An 18,716-nucleotide genomic window follows, 5' to 3' on the forward strand; every position below is an offset into this window, starting at 1 on the left:
CTAGGCCTCCTTATTAGGGATGAAGGCGAGTGCTTAACTGTATTTTTTGTTATATAAAGAATTGTATATAAAGATCTTTTTTATGGTAACGAAGTAACGCGAAAGCGTGAAAAGAGCCGAATTAATCACGGAGCCAGCAGTAATGCACATTCATATTCTCGGTATTTGCGGTACATTCATGGGCGGTGCTGCAATGCTTGCAAGACAGCTAGGTCATAAAGTCACTGGTTCTGACGCTAATGTTTATCCGCCAATGAGCACCATGTTAGAAGCTCAAGGCATTGAAATTATTCAAGGGTACGATCCTGCTCAGTTAGATCCTGCACCAGATCTAGTAGTGATCGGTAATGCCATGAGCCGTGGTAACCCTTGCGTTGAATACGTATTAAATAACAATTTACGCTACACCTCAGGCCCACAGTGGCTACAAGAATATTTATTACATGATCGCTGGGTAATGGCGGTATCAGGTACACACGGTAAAACCACCACAGCTAGTATGTTGGCTTGGATTTTAGAAGATTGTGGTTATCAGCCGGGCTTTTTAGTTGGCGGTGTCTTAGGTAACTTCGGTATTTCAGCACGCCTAGGTGAAAGTATGTTCTTCGTGGTTGAAGCGGATGAATATGACAGTGCTTTTTTTGATAAGCGTTCGAAGTTTGTCCATTACCATCCTCGTACTTTGATCATGAATAACTTGGAATTTGATCACGCTGATATTTTTGATGATCTAAAAGCGATCCAACGTCAATTCCACCATCTGGTTCGCACGGTACCTGGTAATGGTCGTATATTAGCGCCGAAAGGTGTGAAGAATATTGATGAAACCCTAGAGATGGGCTGTTGGAGTGAGCTTGAATATATCGGTGGTGATGGCCACTGGCGTGCAGAAAAACACCGTGAAGATGGTAGTGTGTTTGATGTGTATCTTGATGGCGAGAATGTTGGCAAGGTACGCTGGTCTTTAGTTGGCGATCATAATGTTAATAATGCATTGATGGCGATAGCTGCTGCGCGTCATGTCGGCGTCACACCAGATCTAGCTTGTGAAGCATTAGCGAAATTTATTAATACCAAGCGTCGCTTAGAGCTAAAAGGTGAAGAAAATGGCGTTGCGGTTTATGACGACTTTGCTCATCACCCAACGGCAATTGAACTTACTCTTGGTGGCTTACGCGCTAAAGTCGGTAATTCACGTATTCTTGCGGTGTTAGAGCCACGTTCAAACACCATGAAACTGGGTGTTCACAAAGACGATCTTGCACCATCGTTACATGCGGCTGATGAAGTGTTCTTCTTCCAACCACCCAATATTCCATGGTCGGTAGAAGAGATCGCACAGCAATGTTCTCAACCTGCCTATTGCAGTGGTGATCTTGATGAACTGGTTAAGCGTATTGTGGAGCAAGCAAAGCCAGGCGATACCATTTTAGTGATGAGTAACGGTGGCTTTGGTGGTATTCACGACAAGCTATTAACCACATTAGCAAAGTAAGTAGGAAATGGGAATGACGGATAAGCGTATAACGCTTGCATGGACTGGCGCATCGGGTGCTCCTTATGGTTTGCGACTATTGGAATGCTTATTAGCGGCTGATTATCAGGTGTACTTGTTGATTTCATCAGCAGCACGCGTGGTTCTAGCAACTGAGCATGGTTTGAAGCTATCGGCATCGCCTGATAAAGCGCGAGAGCAATTAGTTGAGCATCTTCATTGTGATGCTGAAAAATTGATTGTTTGCGGTAAAGATGATTGGTTCTCACCGGTCGCATCAGGTTCGGCAGCCCCAAAGCAAATGGTTGTTTGTCCGTGTTCAGCAGGATCACTGGCATCTATTGCTTATGGGATGTCTGATAATTTGATTGAGCGTGCAGCTGATGTGGTGATCAAAGAGCGTGGTCAGTTAGTGCTGGTGGTACGTGAAACGCCATTTTCTACGATCCATTTAGAAAATATGCTGAAATTATCAAAGCTTGGTGTGACGGTGATGCCTGCTGCTCCCGGCTTTTATCATCAACCTCAGTCAATTGATGATTTGATTGATTTTATGGTGGCTCGAATTCTCGATCACCTTGGTGTGGAGCAAGGTCTCGTTCCTCGATGGGGATACGATCAACGCTAATAGCTTAAGCATAAATAAAGCCCGCAATTGTGCGGGCTTTTTTAATACTTTTCATTTTCTGGCAGATAGCCAGCTTCCTGATAATAGCGCACTGCGCCAGGGTGAAAGGGGATAGATAAACCGTTTTTCAGCATGTCGGTTTTATTTAAGTTGGCAAAAGCAGGGTGTAGACGCTTAAACATATCAAAGTTTTCAAAAATAGATTTTGTAAGGGCGTAAACGGTCTCGTCTGGGACATCTGTACTTGAGATTAAGGTGGCTGAAACACCAAAACTTTCAATATCTTCTTCGATCCCTTTATAGAGTCCATTAGGGGTTATGGATTTGGCATAGAAAGGGTGCGTTGAAATGATCTTATCGATATTTTTTCCTTTTGCAGAGATCATTTTCGCATTGCAGTAAACAGCCGCCTCTTTTATTGCGCCATTAGGATGACCAACCAAAAAGATATAAGCATCTATTTTGTTATTACATAATGCTTCTGAACGTTCTGCAGGTGGAATGGAGACATGTTGAAAATCATTATGATCCCATCCGAGACTATCCATGACGATTTTCATGGTAGCCCTATCGCCGGATCCTGTTTCACCAATATTGATCCTTTTTCCTTTTAGATCATCTAGGTTATTAATATTAGAGTCTTTACGGGCAATGATATTGAATGGCTCATCATGCAGTGACAGGATCGCCCGCATCTTGTGGTATGGACCTTGAGATTTAAATTGGTTGGTACCGTTATAGCCGTGAAATTGCCAGTCTGATTGCACGATCCCAAAGTCAAATTCTTGATCTTTAAGTTTGTTAATGTTGTATATCGAGCCGGTTGTCGATTCAACTAAACAGCGTAAGTTATGCATCTGACGTTCTTGATTGACGAGCTTACAGATGGCACCACCTGTTGGATAGTAAACGCCATTAATCGGGCCTGTTCCTATAGTAATAAAGCTTTGAGCATGGGCGGTAGTCATAAAGCAGTACCAACCTAGCGTAAATAGCCCAAGCATTACTCTTTTTTTTAATGTCATGAATGAATCCTTTCTTATCATGAAATGAGCAAATATAAAATCAGAGCGTATTAATGAATAAATTGAATGTTTATCATAGCAAATGAGAATAAGGGGTGCTGTTTTTGTCTGTGAGCAATCGCTCACTTAGCAGAAGTATAAGATGTAAAAAACGAAATGTTGGGGAGTTAGCAGGAAAGGGATCAAAGAATATGTTAGGTGAGGTGCCGGGTCTATTTGAGTTTTCTGTTAATTGTGAAAATAAATAGACCCAAACAACTTACTTACTGTATTCGAACAGCTCACACACTGAATCGTACAACTCAAGAGTGGTTACTGTGTTCGTTGGAGTGATAAAGATAGTATCGTCACCAGCGACTACACCAAGAATACCTTCTGCTTTGCCTAATGAATCTAATAGGCGCGCGATCACTTGAGCGGCTCCAGGACCTGTGTGAATTACCACTAATGCGCTGTTATAGCCCACATCCATCACAAGATCTTTTAATGGACTTGTGGTGGTTGGTACGCCTAGCTCTACAGGTAGACAATACACCATTTCCATTTTTGCATTACGAGTACGTACCGCACCAAACTTGGTTAGCATACGTGACACTTTAGATTGGTTGATATTATCGAAACCCTGAGCCTTCAAGGTGTCAACGATCTCACCTTGAGAGCTAAATTTTTCTTCTTTTAGAATTGCTTTAAACGCTTTTACTAAACGTTCTTGTTTATCTGAATTTCGCATAAATAAATATTATCTACAGGGACGAGGTAAGGTATTTTTGCATAACCTATCACTAACTAGCAAACAAACTGCATGAAATCTGATTTTTGCATTATCAGAGGTTAGCGATCTGCATAAAGTGCAAAACAATCTTTGTTATTGTTTTTATTGAATAACATAAACTGCTTTTTGATTAAATTCTCATTTTTTTGAATAAAAGTGTTTTCTTCTTGTGAGATTATAGGTCAACAAAGTGGGTTTCTGCTCAACTTCGCAAAGCGTGAGGCTGGCGATTGTATTTGTTATCAGCTTGCTATAACGTCCCATTAATCTTCTTATTTGACCATTTATAGTGGTGTTCAAATAAGATGTACTAATAAAAAAAGATACTTCTATCGTAAAGGAGAACGAACATGAAAGTTGCTGTAATTGGCGCTGCTGGTGGTATCGGTCAAGCACTTGCTCTGCTACTTAAAAACCGTCTGCCTGCTGGCTCAGATCTTGCCCTATATGATATTGCACCTGTTACACCGGGTGTTGCTGCTGATCTTAGCCATATCCCAACCCCTGTTACTATTAAAGGCTATGCGGGCGAAGATCCAACGCCGGCATTAGAAGGGGCTGACGTTGTCCTAATTTCTGCAGGTGTTGCACGTAAACCTGGTATGGATCGTGCGGATCTATTTAATGTGAACGCAGGTATTGTTAAGTCACTAGCAGAAAAAATTGCGGTAGTGTGTCCAGAAGCTTGCGTAGGTATCATCACTAACCCTGTTAATACAACAGTGCCAATCGCGGCAGATGTATTAAAGAAAGCTGGCGTTTATAACAAACGTAAACTATTTGGTATCACAACGCTTGATGTGATCCGTTCAGAAACTTTTGTTGCTGAGCTAAAAGATAAAGCACCTTGTGATATTCGTGTTCCGGTTATTGGTGGCCACTCAGGTGTGACTATCTTGCCTCTACTATCACAAGTTGAAGGTGTTGAGTTTACTGAAGAAGAAATCAAAGCACTGACACCACGTATCCAAAATGCGGGTACTGAAGTGGTTGAAGCCAAAGCGGGTGGTGGCTCAGCAACACTTTCTATGGGGCAGGCGGCATGTCGCTTTGGTCTTGCTCTTGTTCGTGCACTGCAAGGTGAGCAAGGTATTGTTGAATGTGCTTATGTTGAAGGTGATGGTAAACATGCACGTTTCTTCGCACAACCAGTACTCTTAGGTAAAGAAGGTATTGAAGAAGTCATGGACTACGGTTCACTAAGTGACTTTGAGCAATCTGCAATGGAAAGCATGCTAGAGACGCTAAAAGGCGATATCACGTTAGGTGAAGAGTTCGCAGCGAAATAATTGCGATTAAAAGAAGAGAAAAAGCGGCTTTATGAGTCGCTTTTTTTATTATCTGAACATATTGCGGTATCAATACTGTCAATAGTAACGATCACAGCCAGAATGTAGTTGTGGTTGATCAACGAGCTCATTGCATTCAACTGAGCGAAGTTGATGATCATCTTTGTGTTCAATGATCACGGCATTGTTTTGTGGATCAATACCGATCACTTTGCCGACCCCATGCAATGATTCTACCCACATACCCACCTTAAGTTGGGTTATCTCCATTATTTACTCCTACCGATTTAGCAAAAGAAATAGGTTGATTTAAAGTATAGATCATCATGATCGTTCTATTTTAGGCATAAAAAAAACCTGCCAAAGATGACAGGTTTTATTGAGTTAAGGTGCTGGCTTATTTATTGCGTTGTACAGCCATGTGAGCCAGTGCAACTAAGGCTTCTTTGTAGTCAGAATCAGCAATAGGCGCTAAGGCTGCAATGGCTTTTTCTGCTTCTTCTTCAGCGCGCTTTTGAGTGTATTCCAGTGAGCCATGTTCATGCATGCAAGCTAGAATAACATCCAGTTTCTCCATGCCATTGGCTTTCTCAATCGCTTCTCGGATCATTGTTGCTTGTTCAGCGTTACCGTGGTGCATCGCATGAAGTAATGGTAGCGTCGGTTTACCTTCTGCTAAATCATCACCCACGTTTTTGCCCATTTCTTTACCGTCAGCAATATAGTCAAGTACATCATCGATAAGCTGGAATGCTGTACCTAAGTAACGACCGTACTCTTGGAAGGCGAGTTCAATTTCAGCTGGGGCATCAGCAATAATTGCTGCGATTTGTGTTGATGCCTCAAACAAGCGTGCTGTTTTTGAGTAGATAACTTGCATGTAGCTATCTTCTGTCGTGTCAGGATCATTACAGTTCATCAACTGTAATACTTCACCTTCAGCGATCACGTTGGTAGCTTCACTCATGATGTCGAGGATCTTTAAAGATCGTAGGCTAGTCATCATTTGGAATGAGCGGGTGTAAATGTAATCACCAACTAAGACGCTTGCTGCATTACCAAAGGCGGCATTGGCGGTTTCTTTTCCACGACGCATGTCTGATTCATCAACTACATCATCGTGCAATAATGTTGCGGTGTGAATAAATTCAACAAAAGCGGCTGCCGTTGTATGTTTTTCACCGTCATAGCCTAATGCACGCGCTGCAAGTACCGCTAGCATGGGGCGTAGGCGTTTGCCACCACTACTGACAATGTAGAAACCTAGTTGATTGATAAGGGCAACATCTGAGTTAAGTTGCGCTTGTATCTTCGCGTCGACCTGGGCCATATCGTTGGCGGTGAGCGCTTGGATAGCTTTAAAATCCATTGTACATCCAGCAAGATTGTTAGCCACGTAGGGCGGAAAAGTGATTCGAATGATTTATCGAATCTTACACTAAAACAGTCCTATCTTCATAACCCCAACGTGCGCTATTTCAAAGACTTTTTTTGTTGAGCAGCTTTTCATCAATTTTCTTTCCATAATGGCTTGCCATAAGCCCTATTTTTACGTAGAATCTGCGCCCTATTGATGACAAGATTAAGCGCATACCCATAGCCCAATATACGTGGCATATGGCCTATGCGGACAAGCGGAGTAAGACATGTACGCTGTTTTCCAAAGTGGTGGTAAACAACACCGTGTAAGCGAAGGCCAAACCCTACGCTTAGAAAAACTAGACGCTGAAACTGGCGCTAGCATTGAATTCGACTCAGTACTTCTAGTAGCTAACGGCGAAGAAGTAACTGTAGGCGCACCTTTTGTAGCTGGCGGTAAAGTAACAGCTGAAGTTGTTACTCACGGTCGTGGCGATAAAGTTAAAATCGTTAAGTTCCGTCGTCGTAAGCACTCTCGTAAGCAAATGGGCCACCGTCAGTGGTTCACTGAAGTCAAAATTACTGGCATCAGCGCTTAATAACAGGAGAATTTAAAGATGGCACACAAAAAAGCTGGCGGTTCTACTAATAACGGTCGTGATTCAGAAAGCAAACGCCTAGGTGTTAAGCGTTTTGGTGGCGAATCTGTACTAGCAGGTAACATCATCGTTCGTCAACGTGGTACTAAGTTCCACGCTGGTAACAATGTTGGCCTAGGTAAAGACCACACTCTATTCGCTCTATCTGACGGTAAAGTGAAGTTCGAAGTTAAAGGTCCTAAGAACCGTAAATTCGTATCTATCGAAGCTGAATAATATTCAACTTTGACACGAAGATTAAAGCCCTGCCTATTGGCGGGGCTTTTTATATCTGGAGGGTTTATGCGCGATCGTGGCCCTATGATCGGCTTTTTCCTCGCATTAACAACGGCAGTCTTTTGGGGCGCGTTACCAATTGCGATGAAGCAAGCTGTTGAAGTGATGGACCCTTTTACCATCGTTTGGTATCGATTTATTACCGCCTCTGTGGGTTTAGGCTTACTGTTAGGCTGGAAAAAACAGTTACCAAGCGTGTCAAATATTGGACGAGTCGGTGGCGTGATATTACTGGTTGCAAGCTTGGGGCTTGCTGGTAATTTCGTTCTGTTTAATAGCTCGTTGCAGTACCTTAATCCACCTGTTGTACAAGTTATTATCCAATTAGCGCCAGTGGGGCTGTTGGTGACCAGTGCATGGGTGTTTAAAGAAAAGCTCGCTAAACATCAGATCATTGGTGTGAGTTGTTTACTTGGCGGCCTTTTATTGTTTTTTAACGAACGCTTAATTGAGTTGTTTACCAGTTTTTCTGGTTATACTCTAGGTGTAAGTTTAGCAGTGGCGGCTGCCGTTGTGTGGGTGGTATATGGCCTTGCACAGAAGTGGTTGTTAAGGCAGTTTACATCAGCACAAATTTTGCTGATGATCTATGTGATCTGTGCCTTGATCTTAACGCCAATGGCACAACCTGAACAGATCTTTGCAATGGATGATCGTCAACTTGCGATGTTGATGTTCTGTTGTATTAATACGCTTGTTGGCTATGGTGCCTTTGCTGAAGCAATGTCACGTTGGCAAGCCTCGCAAGTGAGTGCAGTGATCACGCTGACTCCTTTGTTTACAATATTATTTGTCGATCTCGCCAGCCTTGCTTGGCCACAATATGTTGCAGCGGTAACGCTGAATATCTGGGGTTACCTCGGAGCAATGGTCGTGGTAAGCGGTGCGATATGCTGTGCTATAGGCCATAAATTTATTCGCCAGCACAAATAATCAGGTCGATGACAAGTATTACTACATCATGATGCGTTGGTGATCATGATCGTATGTTAAACGCCAGAGTGCGGAGAAAAGAATGAAGTTTATAGATGAAGCAGTTATCAAAGTTGATGCCGGTGACGGTGGTAACGGCGTAGTAAGTTTTCGTACTGAAAAGTACATCCCGAAAGGTGGACCTGACGGTGGTGACGGTGGTGACGGCGGTGACGTTTACCTACTCGCTGATGAAAACTTTAACACCCTGATTGATTACCGTTTCGAGCGTTTCCATGCTGCTGAGCGTGGTGAGAACGGCCGTGGTGGTAACTGTACCGGTAAACGTGGTGCTGATAAGGTGCTAACTGTGCCTGTAGGTACACGTGCTGTTGATGAAGATACAGGTGAAGTGATTGCCGATCTGACTGAACACGGCATGAAAGTGATGGTAGCTAAAGGTGGTTTCCACGGCCTTGGTAACACTCGCTTTAAATCATCTGTAAACCGTGCTCCTCGTCAAAAGACCATGGGTAGTGCGGGTGAAGTTCGTCACCTTCGTCTTGAGCTATTACTATTGGCTGACGTAGGTATGCTTGGTTTACCTAATGCGGGTAAATCTACCTTCATTCGTGCTGTCTCAGCGGCTAAGCCAAAAGTGGCTGACTACCCATTCACAACCCTAGTGCCAAGCCTAGGTGTGGTACGTGTGGATTCAGACCGTAATTTTGTGGTTGCTGATATTCCTGGTCTAATCGAAGGTGCGGCTGATGGTGCTGGCTTAGGTATTCGTTTCCTTAAGCACTTAGAGCGTTGTCGTGTATTGCTTCACATGATCGATCTACTGCCTGTTGATGGTTCTGATCCAGTAGAAAACGCATTTACAATTATCAACGAACTTGAGCAATACAGCGATAAGCTTGGTAACAAGCCGCGTTGGATCGTCTTCAACAAAGCTGATCTGCTTGATGAAGAAGAAGCACAAGAGAAGATGACTGAAGTACTTGAAGCCCTTGCTTGGGAAGATAAGTACTACAGCATTTCTGCGCTAAATCGTACAGGTACGAAAGAGCTTACTTATGATCTAATGGAAGCAATTGAAGCATTGCCTCGTGAAGCATACGTTGAAGAAGAAGCGAAAGAAGATAAAGTTGACTTCAAGTGGGATGATTACCACGCTGAGCAGCTTAAGAAAGCGAAATTCGATGACGACGACGATGAAGATTGGGATGATTGGAATGAAGATGATTACGATGTTGAAATCATCTACAAGCCATAATCTGATTTGATTGTGTCGAACAAGCCGTACTGAGAGGTACGGCTTTTTTTGTGCCTTATCAAAATAAAGTGTGATCGAATTCGATATGCTTAGTGGTATGAAAAGTAACCAATCATTATGGATGAGACATGGCAAGTTACACGGAGCGTGAAATAGCCCCACTTTCGGAACCAGAGCAAAGGGAAATCACACGATTGGCTATTTCAGCTGGTCAACGTTTATTACAGCACGGCGCAGAAAGTGCCTTAGTAATGGATGTAACACGACGCTTAGGGTTGGCGTTAGGGGTAGAAAGTGTTGAAGTATCATTGTCTGCCAGTTCTATGGTGATCAGTACTCGCCATATGGGAAGCTGTATTACTACCACTCGCCAATGCCAAGACGGTGGGATCAATATGCAGATTGTCACTGAGATCCAACGGATCTGTATTTTGACTGAACGTGGCTTAATGGATCTTAGAGATGTTCATAACAAACTCGAGCAAATTCAACCCCAGCGTTATCCTCGCTTGTTAGTGATCATTATGATCGGTCTTTCTTGTGCTTCATTCAGCCGCTTAGCTGGTGGCGATTGGCCTGTTTTCTTTGTTACCTTTATTGCTTCTTCTATTGGTATGTTCGTCCGCCAAGAAATTGCCCATTGTCATTTCAACCCTTTGATTAATTTTGCTTTCACTGCATTTGTCACGACACTTATTTCAGGCTTTGCTCAGGTGTATCAAATAGGCGATAAGCCTTTTATCGCCATGGCTTCTTCTGTGTTAATGCTCGTACCGGGTTTTCCTTTAATTAATGCTGTTGCTGATATGGTGAAAGGCTATCCATCGATGGGATTAGCGCGATGGACAATGGCGAGCTTACTGACGTTAGCTACTTGCATTGGCATTGTTGCAGCAATGAACGTGCTGAATGTGTGGGGGTGGTTGTTATGAATGCGTTGTTGGAGCTTCTGATCGCACTTGGCAATGATATGTTTTTTGCGATGATCCCTGCGGTTGGTTTTGCATTAGTGTTTAACGTACCGCCAAAAGCACTGAAGTACTGTGCCATCGGTGGCGGATTAGGACATGGGACTCGCTTTCTTTTAATGCATTGGGGGATGCCGATTGAGTGGGCAACACTTGCCGCTGCCACGGTGGTGGGAATGATCGGTGTGCACTGGTCACACCGCTTTTTAGCTCACCCGAAAGTGTTTACGGTCGCGGCGATGATCCCTATGGTGCCTGGTGTGTTTGCTTACAAGGCAATGATTGCAATAGTGGAGATCAACCATCGTGGTTTTTCGATGGAGCTATGGGGGGTGATGATTGAGAATGTGTTAAAAGCGATCTTTATCATTGCCGCCTTAGCAATTGGCTTAGCCATGCCGGGATTATTGTTCTATCGCCGTCGTCCTGTGGTATAACCTAGCTTCACGAATTTAAAAGGAGATCCCTAAAGATGAAGATCAGTATGATCGCTGCAATGGCACATGATCGAGTAATTGGAAAAGAAAATGCGATGCCATGGCATTTGCCTGCTGATTTTGCTTGGTTTAAGCAATGTACTTTAGGGAAGCCTGTGGTGATGGGACGTAAGACGTTTGAATCGATAGGTCGTCCACTACCAGGTCGCCATAATATTGTGATCAGCCGAAATCCTGACTTTCATGCTGAAGGGATCACGGTGGTTGGTGATATTAATGCTGCAAAGCAAGCAGCTGGCGATGTTGAAGAGCTGATGATCATCGGTGGTGGCAGTATTTACCAAGCTTGTTTAGCGCAAGCTGATTGTCTGTATTTGACGTTTATTGATGCTGATCTTGATGGTGATACACGTTTTCCTGAGTGGGGTAATGGTTGGCATCAAGTGAGTACAGAGCATTACGCTGCTGATGAAAAAAATGCGTATGCGATGGACTTTACTGTGCTTGAACGTGATTAATTAAATGTAAATAATGCCCACAAAATGGTGGGCATTATTCTATTTTCTAACACTACGCAAGTTAATAGATTGGACACTCAGTAACAAAGCGTTTGCCATCTTCCCAGCGCAGCATGGTTAAACTATTACCCCATACACAGCCGGTATCAAGCCCGATACAGTGCTCATCGGTATGTCCCATTAGTGCCGCCCAATGACCGAAGATAATGGTTTTCTCAATCGGCTCTGCACGTTTTACTTCAAACCATGGGATTAAACTGCCGACGTCTGGATTTCCCGGCTCCACTTTACAATGCATATCTAAACGCCCATCTGGTTCGCAAAAGCGCATACGGGTAAAGCTATTGATGGTATAGCGAAGTTGCTCTAATTCACTCAGATCTTTTTGCCAAAAATCAGGCCCATCGCCATACATGTTTTCTAACAGCCATACATAGCGATCGGATTGTAGCAGGGCCTCGACATGGCGGGCTTGTTGACGTGCTGTTGCCAGTGACCATTGTGGGCTAATGCCTGCGTGTACCATCACAAGAGGAAAGTCAGGGTGCTCTGCTAATAGTGGCTGGTGGCGCAACCAATCTAATAATTCATTGCAGTCAGGCGCTTCTAAAATCGCTTGGGTTTTATCACTAGGCTTCAAACGTGCTAATCCGTTTGCCGCTGCAAGTAAATGTAAATCGTGATTACCTAAAATTACTTGGGCGCTATCACCTAATGATTTTACAAAGCGTAGGGTTTCCAATGACTCTGGACCACGAGCCACCAGATCGCCAGCAAGCCATAGTTGATCGTATTCTGGATTGAAGTTTGCTTGAGAAAGGAGCTTTTTTAGATCAGGTAAGCAGCCCTGAATATCACCAACAAGGTAGGTTGCCATAGTGCTCTCGTATTGAGGAAAGTGAGTGATACAGCTAGTGGATTATATTGGGCATCGCCAAACGAAATGGAGCGATGTCCACTTTAAAGCTGTTACCGTTCCCGTCTTCCATAATGTAATGGCCTTGCATCACACCGATCGGGGTATCGATAATTGTACCACTGGTGTAGGTATAGTCATCACTTGCTTCAATCACAGGTTGTTTGCCGACGACACCTTCGCCATCGATGACTAACTTTTTGCCATTGGCATCGGTGATCAACCAGTGGCGTTTAAGTAGCTGGGCTTGACCTCGACCAAGATTATGAATGGTGATGGTATAGGAAAAAACGTAACGGTTTTCATCAGGCTCAGATTGATCGGCGAGATAATGGGTAACAACATAACATTTGATTGTTGGGGGAGAAGTAATACTCACAGACAACATCCTTTTGCTTATGATCTTCTTTCATTCTAGCTTTATTCAAACACAAAGAAAGAAAAACCCCGATAACCGTGAGGCTCTCGGGGTTTTCGTGTAACGCACTTCAAATAAATTTAGGCGTTCTCATCTTTTTGGTAATTGGCATCTAACCAGTTAGCCATCGCAACAAACTGTTCAACAGTGATGTTTTCAGGGCGGTGAGATGGGTTAATACCTAGCGCTTCTAACTGTTCAGCAGTAAATAGTGCTTTGTAACAGTTACGGATAGTTTTACGACGCTGGTTAAAGCCTTCACGACATACGCGATCTAACCATTTTAGGTTAGTACATGGGTATGGCAGTGTTTCGTAAGGAGTTAGACGTACTACTGCTGAATCTACTTTTGGTGCTGGTACGAAAGACTCAGGCGGTACTTCCAGTACTGGCATTACACGACAGTAGTATTGTGCCATGACCGTTAGACGACCATATGCTTTGCTACCTGGGCCTGCCGCAAGACGATTAACCACTTCTTTCTGTAGCATGAAGTGCATGTCTTGCACATCTTTGTGGAATTCAAAAATGTGGAACATTAAAGGGGTTGAGATGTTGTATGGCAAGTTACCAAAAATACGTAGCTTATTGTTTTCTTTAATAAGTTGCGTAAAGTCAAAGCGCATCGCATCACCTTGGTGGATCGTTAGCTTTGAAGCTAGATCTGGGTGATTCTCAAGGCGCTCTGCAAGATCACGGTCAAGTTCGATAACAGTAAATTTATCAACTAGTTTACCGACTTGCTCTGTGATTGCACCTAGACCAGGGCCGATCTCAACTAAGTTCTGACCTGGTTTCGGGTTAATTGCTGACACAATGCCATCAATGATGTACGGATCGTTCAAAAAGTTCTGGCCAAAGCGCTTACGGGCGCGGTGACCTAGATGGACTTGATCGCTGCTCATGCTTGTTTATCTACCAATTCGAGGGCGTGAGATAGCGCTGTCCAAAGGCTACCTGTATCTGCCTGTCCGGTACCTGCGAGTTCCAGTGCGGTACCATGATCTACTGAAGTTCGGATAAAGGGCAGTCCTAACGTAATGTTAACGGATTTACCGAAGCCTTTGTATTTCAGCACCGGTAGCCCTTGATCGTGATACATTGCTAATACCGTATCGGCATCAGTTAAATATTTTTGTTGGAAAATAGTATCAGCCGGTAATGGGCCGATAAGATCCATATTCTCTTGCTGGCGCAGTTGTTCAAGAGTTGGAGAAATTACTTCAATTTCTTCGCGTCCTAAACACCCGTCCTCACCAGCATGAGGATTTAAACCGCACACGTAAATTTTCGGCGATGGAATACCGAATTTACTCACCAGATCAGCATGTAAGATTCGAATTACTTGCTTTAATCTTGCTTCAGTAATGGCTTTAGATACACAGCCAAGAGGAATGTGAGTAGTCACTAGTGCAACTCGTAATCCCTCGGTAGCAAGCATCATCACAACCTGTGCGGTTTCTGATTGTTGTGCAAAAAACTCGGTATGACCACTAAATGAGACGCCCGCTCGGTTAATAACCCCTTTATGTACAGGGCCTGTTACGAGCGCAGCGAACTCGCCATTTATACATCCTTCAGCTGCGCGTTGTAGCGTCGATAGCACATACATGCCGTTTCGTTCGTCCAACAAGCCTGGAATAACATCAACGGCACTATCAATTTGCGCCACGGTGATAGTTCCAGCTTGATGCGGTTTTGCTGCAAGTTCTGGCTGATAGGGTAAAACGGTTAGTGGTAAACCTAATTTAGCCGCACGTTCTACCATAACCTGTGCGTCAGCACAAATAACAAGTTGATGCGGCCAATCTTGCTGACACAAGGCAATGACTAAATCAGGGCCTATTCCAGCAGGCTCACCAGGGGTAATTGCAATCCGTTGCGTGTTAGTCACTGTACTTGTGTTAGTCATTATTTACCTTATTCATTTGTTCAATGTAAGCACCTGCACGCAGATCTTGTAGCCAGGTTTGCGCTTCTTCATTGAACTTACGGTTAAAGAGAATTTGGGCTGCGCGGTTTTTCATTGCAGCATCAGTACGATCGACTTTACGGCGACCTTCTACTTCTACAATGTGCCAACCAAACGCTGATTTAAACGGTTCGCTGATTTTATCAACAGGTAGCGTTTCTACTTTGTCTTTAAATGCTGGTGCATACATATCTGGCACTTGCCAACCTAGTTCACCGCCATTAGCTGCTGAACCTGGATCTTGGCTGTAAGCTTTCGCTGCTGCTGCAAAGCTTTGTTTACCACTAATGATACGCTGGCGAATTTGCTCAAGCTCTTTTTTCGCTGCTGCATCGCTTAGGATCACTGATGGTTTGATCAAAATGTGACGAGCTTTCACTTCAACCACAGAGACACTAGGCATGCCTTTTACGTCGTTGATCTTTAGGATGTGGTAACCCACACCACTGCGGAATGGACCAATGATCGCATTTTTTCCATTATTTTGGATTTGATCGGCAAAAATGGTTGGCATTTCTTCTTTGCTCATCCACCCCCATTCTCCACCTTTTAAGGCTTTAGGACCTTTTGAGTAGCGGTAAGCCAGTTGCGAGAAATCAGCCCCTTTTTTAAGCTGAGTAACAATGTCTTCTGCTTCTTGTTTCGCTTTATCACGCGCTGCTTTGTCGGCATCTTCATCAACACGAATTTGGATTTGGCTGATGTTGTATTGCACGTTTTGCTGTGTTTGCTTAGCCATTTGTTTCGCTAGTGCATCCACTTCTTGCGGCAGAATATTTACACGCTTACGCACAATGATGGTACGTGCTTCTGATGCAAGCATATCGTTTCGCATTTGCTCACGGAACATTGGGTAAGAGATCCCAGCCTTTGCTAATGTTTGGCGAAGTTGATCGACTGTCATACCACGTTGTTTAGCAACATCGGCAATCGCTTGATCTAATTGGCTATCATCAATACGGATCCCAAGCTGTTTTGCTTGCTGGATCTGCAAGTTTTCCATGATCAGTTTATCCATCACTTGCTGACGCAAAATGTCATTAGGTGGCAACTGTTGGTGTTCTTCAGCAGCGTTTAGATGAACGGTTTTAAGCATTGCGTTAACGTCGCTTTGTAGGATCACTCCATCGTTAACAGTCATGACAACTTGATCTAGCTCTTGAGGTGCCGCCATGCTGGTTGCTGACATGCCCATCATCATTAGACTAAGTACAGAATACTTCCACTTTTTCATTTATATTCCATCAGGTTATGAGGCGGTATAAGTACCGCCTAAACATTAATTATTAAGAGTGAACGGATCGCCGTAAGACAAAATATTACCGCCATCATCCGATGATTGACCAAATGACGGCCCAGCACCTTGTAAACCCAGTAAGCTGAACGAGAAGCTTACGTTGCTATCGTATTCAGTAAAGTCTTGTGACAGTGGATCTTTTGCATATCGATTGTAGCTAAGACCAATCATCCAACACGCTGAGCGGTAAGTGAAGCCAACTTTACTTTCCAGCATTTTATTTACATTCATGTCTTGGAAATAGTCCGCTTTGACATCAATGTTATCACTCACAGGGAAGCCGACGGATAAACCTAATTGTGAAATACCATCACGCTTATCTTTGGTTCCTGGAATAATTGGGTTCGGGTTATTTACGTATTTGGTTAAGTAATCACTAGATACGTAACGGTAGCTTGGTTGAACAAAGACACCACCATTACGGTATTCAACGGTGGTACTACCTTGCTGAATTTCATTCTCACTTGAGTCATATTGCATTGAGCTCTTTAGGAACAAGTTATCATCAAGGTTAAATTCTGTTTCAAGCGCGGTTGCCGAATAACTTTTTGCTTCTTTGTTATCCGTACCTTGGTTTACTGGTTTATCAATATAGAAGATTTGACCTACAGATAAGCTAAATCGTTCCTTAAAATCTTCGTCAAAGTAACGGGTTGATGCACCAATTGTGAATTGGTTCGCAGGGGCGATGTAGTCACTACCGCTATAGGTACGATCGCTAAATAAGCCATAGTAGTCTTGTTGTAAGCGAGTTGAATCATAACCACCACCAACGTAATCAAATGGGTTATAAATCCCTTTTTGATCGACATCTTTAATGTATAGGTATTGAATCTGCGGTTCTAAACTTTGGGTATAGTGACTGCCTAAGATAGAGGTATCGCGTTCAAAGTAGAGGCTGCTGTTAACTCGAAACTCAGGAACAACACGATCAACATTATCTTTTAGAGTGGTTAACCCTGATTCTTTCTTGTCTTGATTGTAATGGGCGTAGTTAACTTTTGCTTGTGTGGTTACTGACCACCAAGGTGTTGCATAAGGCAGGGTTAACGTCGGTTCTAACGTTATGCGATCTGCTGTTGGCTTATTTTTAGCATCGTTATCGAACTTACTGATGCTCATAGGCATCTTGAAATCGAGTCCGTAGCCTAAATTATTACGATAGTAAGTGGATGATAGCTGAGGCATTAAGCGGTATTGAGTACCTTGTCCATCCATTGTTAGAGGCTGGAAGTCACGCACCATTAGCATGGTATCCCAGTTGGCATTACGGTAAGACACTTCTGCTGTCTGTAGCAGGTTGTTATCTTCACGCTCACCAATGCTGGAATCTAAGCCGCTGTCAAAGTATTCATAATCACTGACCTTGCTATAGTCAATATTAACTAACCAGTTTTGATCAATGATCCCGTTATGCTTCCATTGGAAACCCCAACGTTTATCGTAATCAGTCTTCTTATCTCGCCCCATGTATTCGCCAATTAACTGACCTTCACCGAAATCAGTTAGGTAGCGGAACTTCGCCGTCGTTTGTAGACCACGGTGGTTCATGTATTTAGGCGTTAGCGTTAAATCGTAGTTCGGTGCGATATTCCAGTAGAATGGCGCTTCATACTCCATACCGTTTCGTGAACCATAGGTTAACGTTGGGTATAGGAAACCTGTCATACGTTCATCTGTTACGGGTACACGTAACCAAGGTAAATAGAATACAGGCACATCAAGCACTTCAAAGCGCGCGTTGTAGAGATCGGCAAAAGGCGATTCACCATCACGCTCTAGCGATCCTGCCGCAAAGCGCCAGCTTTTATCGCCTTCAGGACAGGTGGTGTAGGTACCGTCTTTCATTTTGTAGAATTGGGTACCATCAACATTACGCTTGTCGATTTGCTCTGCTTCACCACGACCTGCCTGACAGGTCATACGGTAGACGGCATCATCCATTTGTGAATCTTTGGTATCAAGATCACTTTGTAACTGTTTGGCTTCCATTTCAATACCACCATCGTGGTAGAAAACGTTGCCCTTGGCGGTAACAATATTTTCTGGTTGTTTTAGTGTTACCTTATCTGCTGCAATAGTACGGGTACCTTGCTGAACAATTACATCACCAGTGTAAACAGCTTGATGCTCGTTCTGAGCTTTTGCACTGTCTGCTTCAATGTGTATTGGTAAGTTATTGGTATCTTCTTTGCGATCTTTTGGCGCGATACAAACACCACGTACCATAGCTAAAGGATCATTAGCGATTGCTTCATTTGTGCTTTGATCTTCTGCTACAGCATGTTTATTGTTGATATCTTTATGTAAAGAAGTGGCATCTTCTGCCATCGCCGGACCATATATGGCAAGGCCAATCATGGTGGCAAGTAAGCTGTGAGAGGTAAGTGACATCAGATTCAACATTCCTGTATCAGTTTGAGAGCAAGGCGAATAATTGCGCTTTTTACAAGCATTCCCGATAAATGACAGCTATCATAATGCAAATTCGACCAG

The 18,716-nt window shown here is 43.5% G+C and carries 20 protein-coding genes; 10 read left to right on the plus strand and 10 right to left on the minus strand.

Annotated elements, in window-relative coordinates; all coding sequences use genetic code 11:
• Positions 1-142 precede the first annotated feature (142 nt).
• Together mpl and E5A76_RS00065 are read left to right on the plus strand one after the other, a co-directional pair.
• A complete protein-coding gene (mpl, locus tag E5A76_RS00060; RefSeq protein ID WP_161117776.1) occupies positions 143-1,495 on the plus strand; it encodes a UDP-N-acetylmuramate:L-alanyl-gamma-D-glutamyl-meso-diaminopimelate ligase in 1,353 nt (450 codons plus the stop codon).
• Between the two features lie 13 nt (positions 1,496-1,508).
• Positions 1,509-2,123, plus strand: a complete 615-nt coding sequence (locus E5A76_RS00065; RefSeq protein WP_161117747.1) for a flavin prenyltransferase UbiX — start codon at positions 1,509-1,511, stop codon at positions 2,121-2,123.
• Positions 2,124-2,164: 41 nt separating this feature from the next.
• Here the strand turns inward: E5A76_RS00065 and E5A76_RS00070 are convergent, their stop codons facing one another.
• Together E5A76_RS00070 and argR are read right to left on the minus strand one after the other, a co-directional pair.
• Positions 2,165-3,148 (minus strand): TAXI family TRAP transporter solute-binding subunit, encoded by a 984-nt coding sequence (locus E5A76_RS00070; RefSeq protein WP_161117748.1) that lies wholly within the window; start codon positions 3,146-3,148, stop codon positions 2,165-2,167.
• Between the two features lie 259 nt (positions 3,149-3,407).
• Positions 3,408-3,878, minus strand: a complete 471-nt coding sequence (gene argR, locus E5A76_RS00075) for a transcriptional regulator ArgR (RefSeq protein WP_008989843.1) — start codon at positions 3,876-3,878, stop codon at positions 3,408-3,410.
• A 392-nt stretch (positions 3,879-4,270) separates the two neighbouring features.
• On the opposite strand from argR, the gene mdh reads away from it, so the two are divergent.
• Positions 4,271-5,209, plus strand: a complete 939-nt coding sequence (mdh, locus tag E5A76_RS00080) for a malate dehydrogenase (RefSeq protein WP_107167064.1) — start codon at positions 4,271-4,273, stop codon at positions 5,207-5,209.
• Positions 5,210-5,287: 78 nt separating this feature from the next.
• On the opposite strand, the gene E5A76_RS00085 is transcribed toward mdh, so the two are convergent.
• Together E5A76_RS00085 and ispB are read right to left on the minus strand one after the other, a co-directional pair.
• On the minus strand, positions 5,288-5,479 hold the full coding sequence (locus E5A76_RS00085; RefSeq protein WP_161117749.1) for a hypothetical protein: 192 nt from the start codon (positions 5,477-5,479) through the stop codon (positions 5,288-5,290).
• Between the two features lie 127 nt (positions 5,480-5,606).
• The gene (gene ispB, locus E5A76_RS00090) at positions 5,607-6,578 is read right to left on the minus strand and encodes an octaprenyl diphosphate synthase (RefSeq protein WP_161117750.1); all 972 of its coding nucleotides are present in this window, start codon (positions 6,576-6,578) and stop codon (positions 5,607-5,609) included.
• 277 nt (positions 6,579-6,855) lie between these two features.
• Here ispB and rplU point away from each other — a divergent pair, with 277 nt between their 5' ends.
• The 7 genes from rplU to folA all read left to right on the plus strand — a co-directional run bounded on the left by rplU (position 6,856) and on the right by folA (position 11,617).
• Entirely contained in the window at positions 6,856-7,167 is a 312-nt protein-coding gene (gene rplU, locus E5A76_RS00095; protein ID WP_008989838.1) for a 50S ribosomal protein L21, read from the plus strand.
• An 18-nt stretch (positions 7,168-7,185) separates the two neighbouring features.
• Positions 7,186-7,443 (plus strand): 50S ribosomal protein L27, encoded by a 258-nt coding sequence (gene rpmA / locus E5A76_RS00100; protein WP_005369901.1) that lies wholly within the window; start codon positions 7,186-7,188, stop codon positions 7,441-7,443.
• A 66-nt stretch (positions 7,444-7,509) separates the two neighbouring features.
• Positions 7,510-8,436, plus strand: a complete 927-nt coding sequence (locus E5A76_RS00105) for a DMT family transporter (RefSeq protein ID WP_053987346.1) — start codon at positions 7,510-7,512, stop codon at positions 8,434-8,436.
• An 82-nt stretch (positions 8,437-8,518) separates the two neighbouring features.
• Complete coding sequence (cgtA, locus tag E5A76_RS00110; protein ID WP_053987347.1) at positions 8,519-9,694, plus strand: Obg family GTPase CgtA; 1,176 nt, start codon at positions 8,519-8,521, stop codon at positions 9,692-9,694.
• A gap of 128 nt (positions 9,695-9,822) precedes the next feature.
• Complete coding sequence (locus E5A76_RS00115) at positions 9,823-10,626, plus strand: threonine/serine exporter family protein (protein ID WP_107167061.1); 804 nt, start codon at positions 9,823-9,825, stop codon at positions 10,624-10,626.
• Entirely contained in the window at positions 10,623-11,099 is a 477-nt protein-coding gene (locus E5A76_RS00120; RefSeq protein ID WP_161117751.1) for a threonine/serine exporter family protein, read from the plus strand. The genes E5A76_RS00115 and E5A76_RS00120 overlap by 4 nt, the downstream gene beginning before the upstream one ends.
• A gap of 35 nt (positions 11,100-11,134) precedes the next feature.
• Positions 11,135-11,617, plus strand: coding sequence for a type 3 dihydrofolate reductase (folA, locus tag E5A76_RS00125; protein ID WP_161117752.1), 483 nt, complete (start codon positions 11,135-11,137; stop codon positions 11,615-11,617).
• Between the two features lie 61 nt (positions 11,618-11,678).
• Here the strand turns inward: folA and E5A76_RS00130 are convergent, their stop codons facing one another.
• The 6 genes from E5A76_RS00130 to lptD all read right to left on the minus strand — a co-directional run bounded on the left by E5A76_RS00130 (position 11,679) and on the right by lptD (position 18,614).
• On the minus strand, positions 11,679-12,494 hold the full coding sequence (locus E5A76_RS00130; RefSeq protein WP_107167059.1) for a symmetrical bis(5'-nucleosyl)-tetraphosphatase: 816 nt from the start codon (positions 12,492-12,494) through the stop codon (positions 11,679-11,681).
• Between the two features lie 34 nt (positions 12,495-12,528).
• Positions 12,529-12,912: a Co2+/Mg2+ efflux protein ApaG gene (gene apaG, locus E5A76_RS00135; protein WP_053987352.1), complete on the minus strand. Its 384-nt coding sequence runs from the start codon at positions 12,910-12,912 to the stop codon at positions 12,529-12,531.
• Positions 12,913-13,031: 119 nt separating this feature from the next.
• A complete protein-coding gene (rsmA, locus tag E5A76_RS00140) occupies positions 13,032-13,856 on the minus strand; it encodes a 16S rRNA (adenine(1518)-N(6)/adenine(1519)-N(6))-dimethyltransferase RsmA (protein WP_045063516.1) in 825 nt (274 codons plus the stop codon).
• Positions 13,853-14,845, minus strand: coding sequence for a 4-hydroxythreonine-4-phosphate dehydrogenase PdxA (gene pdxA / locus E5A76_RS00145; RefSeq protein WP_161117777.1), 993 nt, complete (start codon positions 14,843-14,845; stop codon positions 13,853-13,855). Before pdxA ends, rsmA begins: the two co-directional genes overlap by 4 nt.
• A gap of 10 nt (positions 14,846-14,855) precedes the next feature.
• Entirely contained in the window at positions 14,856-16,157 is a 1,302-nt protein-coding gene (gene surA, locus E5A76_RS00150) for a peptidylprolyl isomerase SurA (RefSeq protein WP_161117753.1), read from the minus strand.
• Between the two features lie 45 nt (positions 16,158-16,202).
• A complete protein-coding gene (gene lptD / locus E5A76_RS00155) occupies positions 16,203-18,614 on the minus strand; it encodes an LPS assembly protein LptD (RefSeq protein ID WP_161117754.1) in 2,412 nt (803 codons plus the stop codon).
• Positions 18,615-18,716: the final 102 nt, after the last annotated feature.

The organism is Photobacterium lucens (assembly GCF_009873615.1).
Lineage (GTDB): Bacteria > Pseudomonadota > Gammaproteobacteria > Enterobacterales > Vibrionaceae > Photobacterium > Photobacterium lucens.

What these genes read in the sequence shown, in the direction of transcription:
- rpmA (WP_005369901.1), top strand. Translation starts at nt 7,186, where the DNA reads ATGGCACACAAAAAAGCTGGCGGTTCTACTAATAACGGTCGTGATTCA.
- surA (WP_161117753.1), bottom strand. Translation starts at nt 16,157, where the DNA reads ATGAAAAAGTGGAAGTATTCTGTACTTAGTCTAATGATGATGGGCATG.
- rplU (WP_008989838.1), top strand. Translation starts at nt 6,856, where the DNA reads ATGTACGCTGTTTTCCAAAGTGGTGGTAAACAACACCGTGTAAGCGAA.
- E5A76_RS00130 (WP_107167059.1), bottom strand. Translation starts at nt 12,494, where the DNA reads ATGGCAACCTACCTTGTTGGTGATATTCAGGGCTGCTTACCTGATCTA.
- rsmA (WP_045063516.1), bottom strand. Translation starts at nt 13,856, where the DNA reads ATGAGCAGCGATCAAGTCCATCTAGGTCACCGCGCCCGTAAGCGCTTT.
- E5A76_RS00120 (WP_161117751.1), top strand. Translation starts at nt 10,623, where the DNA reads ATGAATGCGTTGTTGGAGCTTCTGATCGCACTTGGCAATGATATGTTT.
- lptD (WP_161117754.1), bottom strand. Translation starts at nt 18,614, where the DNA reads ATGTCACTTACCTCTCACAGCTTACTTGCCACCATGATTGGCCTTGCC.
- folA (WP_161117752.1), top strand. Translation starts at nt 11,135, where the DNA reads ATGAAGATCAGTATGATCGCTGCAATGGCACATGATCGAGTAATTGGA.
- ispB (WP_161117750.1), bottom strand. Translation starts at nt 6,578, where the DNA reads ATGGATTTTAAAGCTATCCAAGCGCTCACCGCCAACGATATGGCCCAG.
- E5A76_RS00070 (WP_161117748.1), bottom strand. Translation starts at nt 3,148, where the DNA reads ATGACATTAAAAAAAAGAGTAATGCTTGGGCTATTTACGCTAGGTTGG.
- E5A76_RS00085 (WP_161117749.1), bottom strand. Translation starts at nt 5,479, where the DNA reads ATGGAGATAACCCAACTTAAGGTGGGTATGTGGGTAGAATCATTGCAT.
- argR (WP_008989843.1), bottom strand. Translation starts at nt 3,878, where the DNA reads ATGCGAAATTCAGATAAACAAGAACGTTTAGTAAAAGCGTTTAAAGCA.
- E5A76_RS00065 (WP_161117747.1), top strand. Translation starts at nt 1,509, where the DNA reads ATGACGGATAAGCGTATAACGCTTGCATGGACTGGCGCATCGGGTGCT.
- mpl (WP_161117776.1), top strand. Translation starts at nt 143, where the DNA reads ATGCACATTCATATTCTCGGTATTTGCGGTACATTCATGGGCGGTGCT.
- E5A76_RS00115 (WP_107167061.1), top strand. Translation starts at nt 9,823, where the DNA reads ATGGCAAGTTACACGGAGCGTGAAATAGCCCCACTTTCGGAACCAGAG.
- cgtA (WP_053987347.1), top strand. Translation starts at nt 8,519, where the DNA reads ATGAAGTTTATAGATGAAGCAGTTATCAAAGTTGATGCCGGTGACGGT.
- E5A76_RS00105 (WP_053987346.1), top strand. Translation starts at nt 7,510, where the DNA reads ATGCGCGATCGTGGCCCTATGATCGGCTTTTTCCTCGCATTAACAACG.
- mdh (WP_107167064.1), top strand. Translation starts at nt 4,271, where the DNA reads ATGAAAGTTGCTGTAATTGGCGCTGCTGGTGGTATCGGTCAAGCACTT.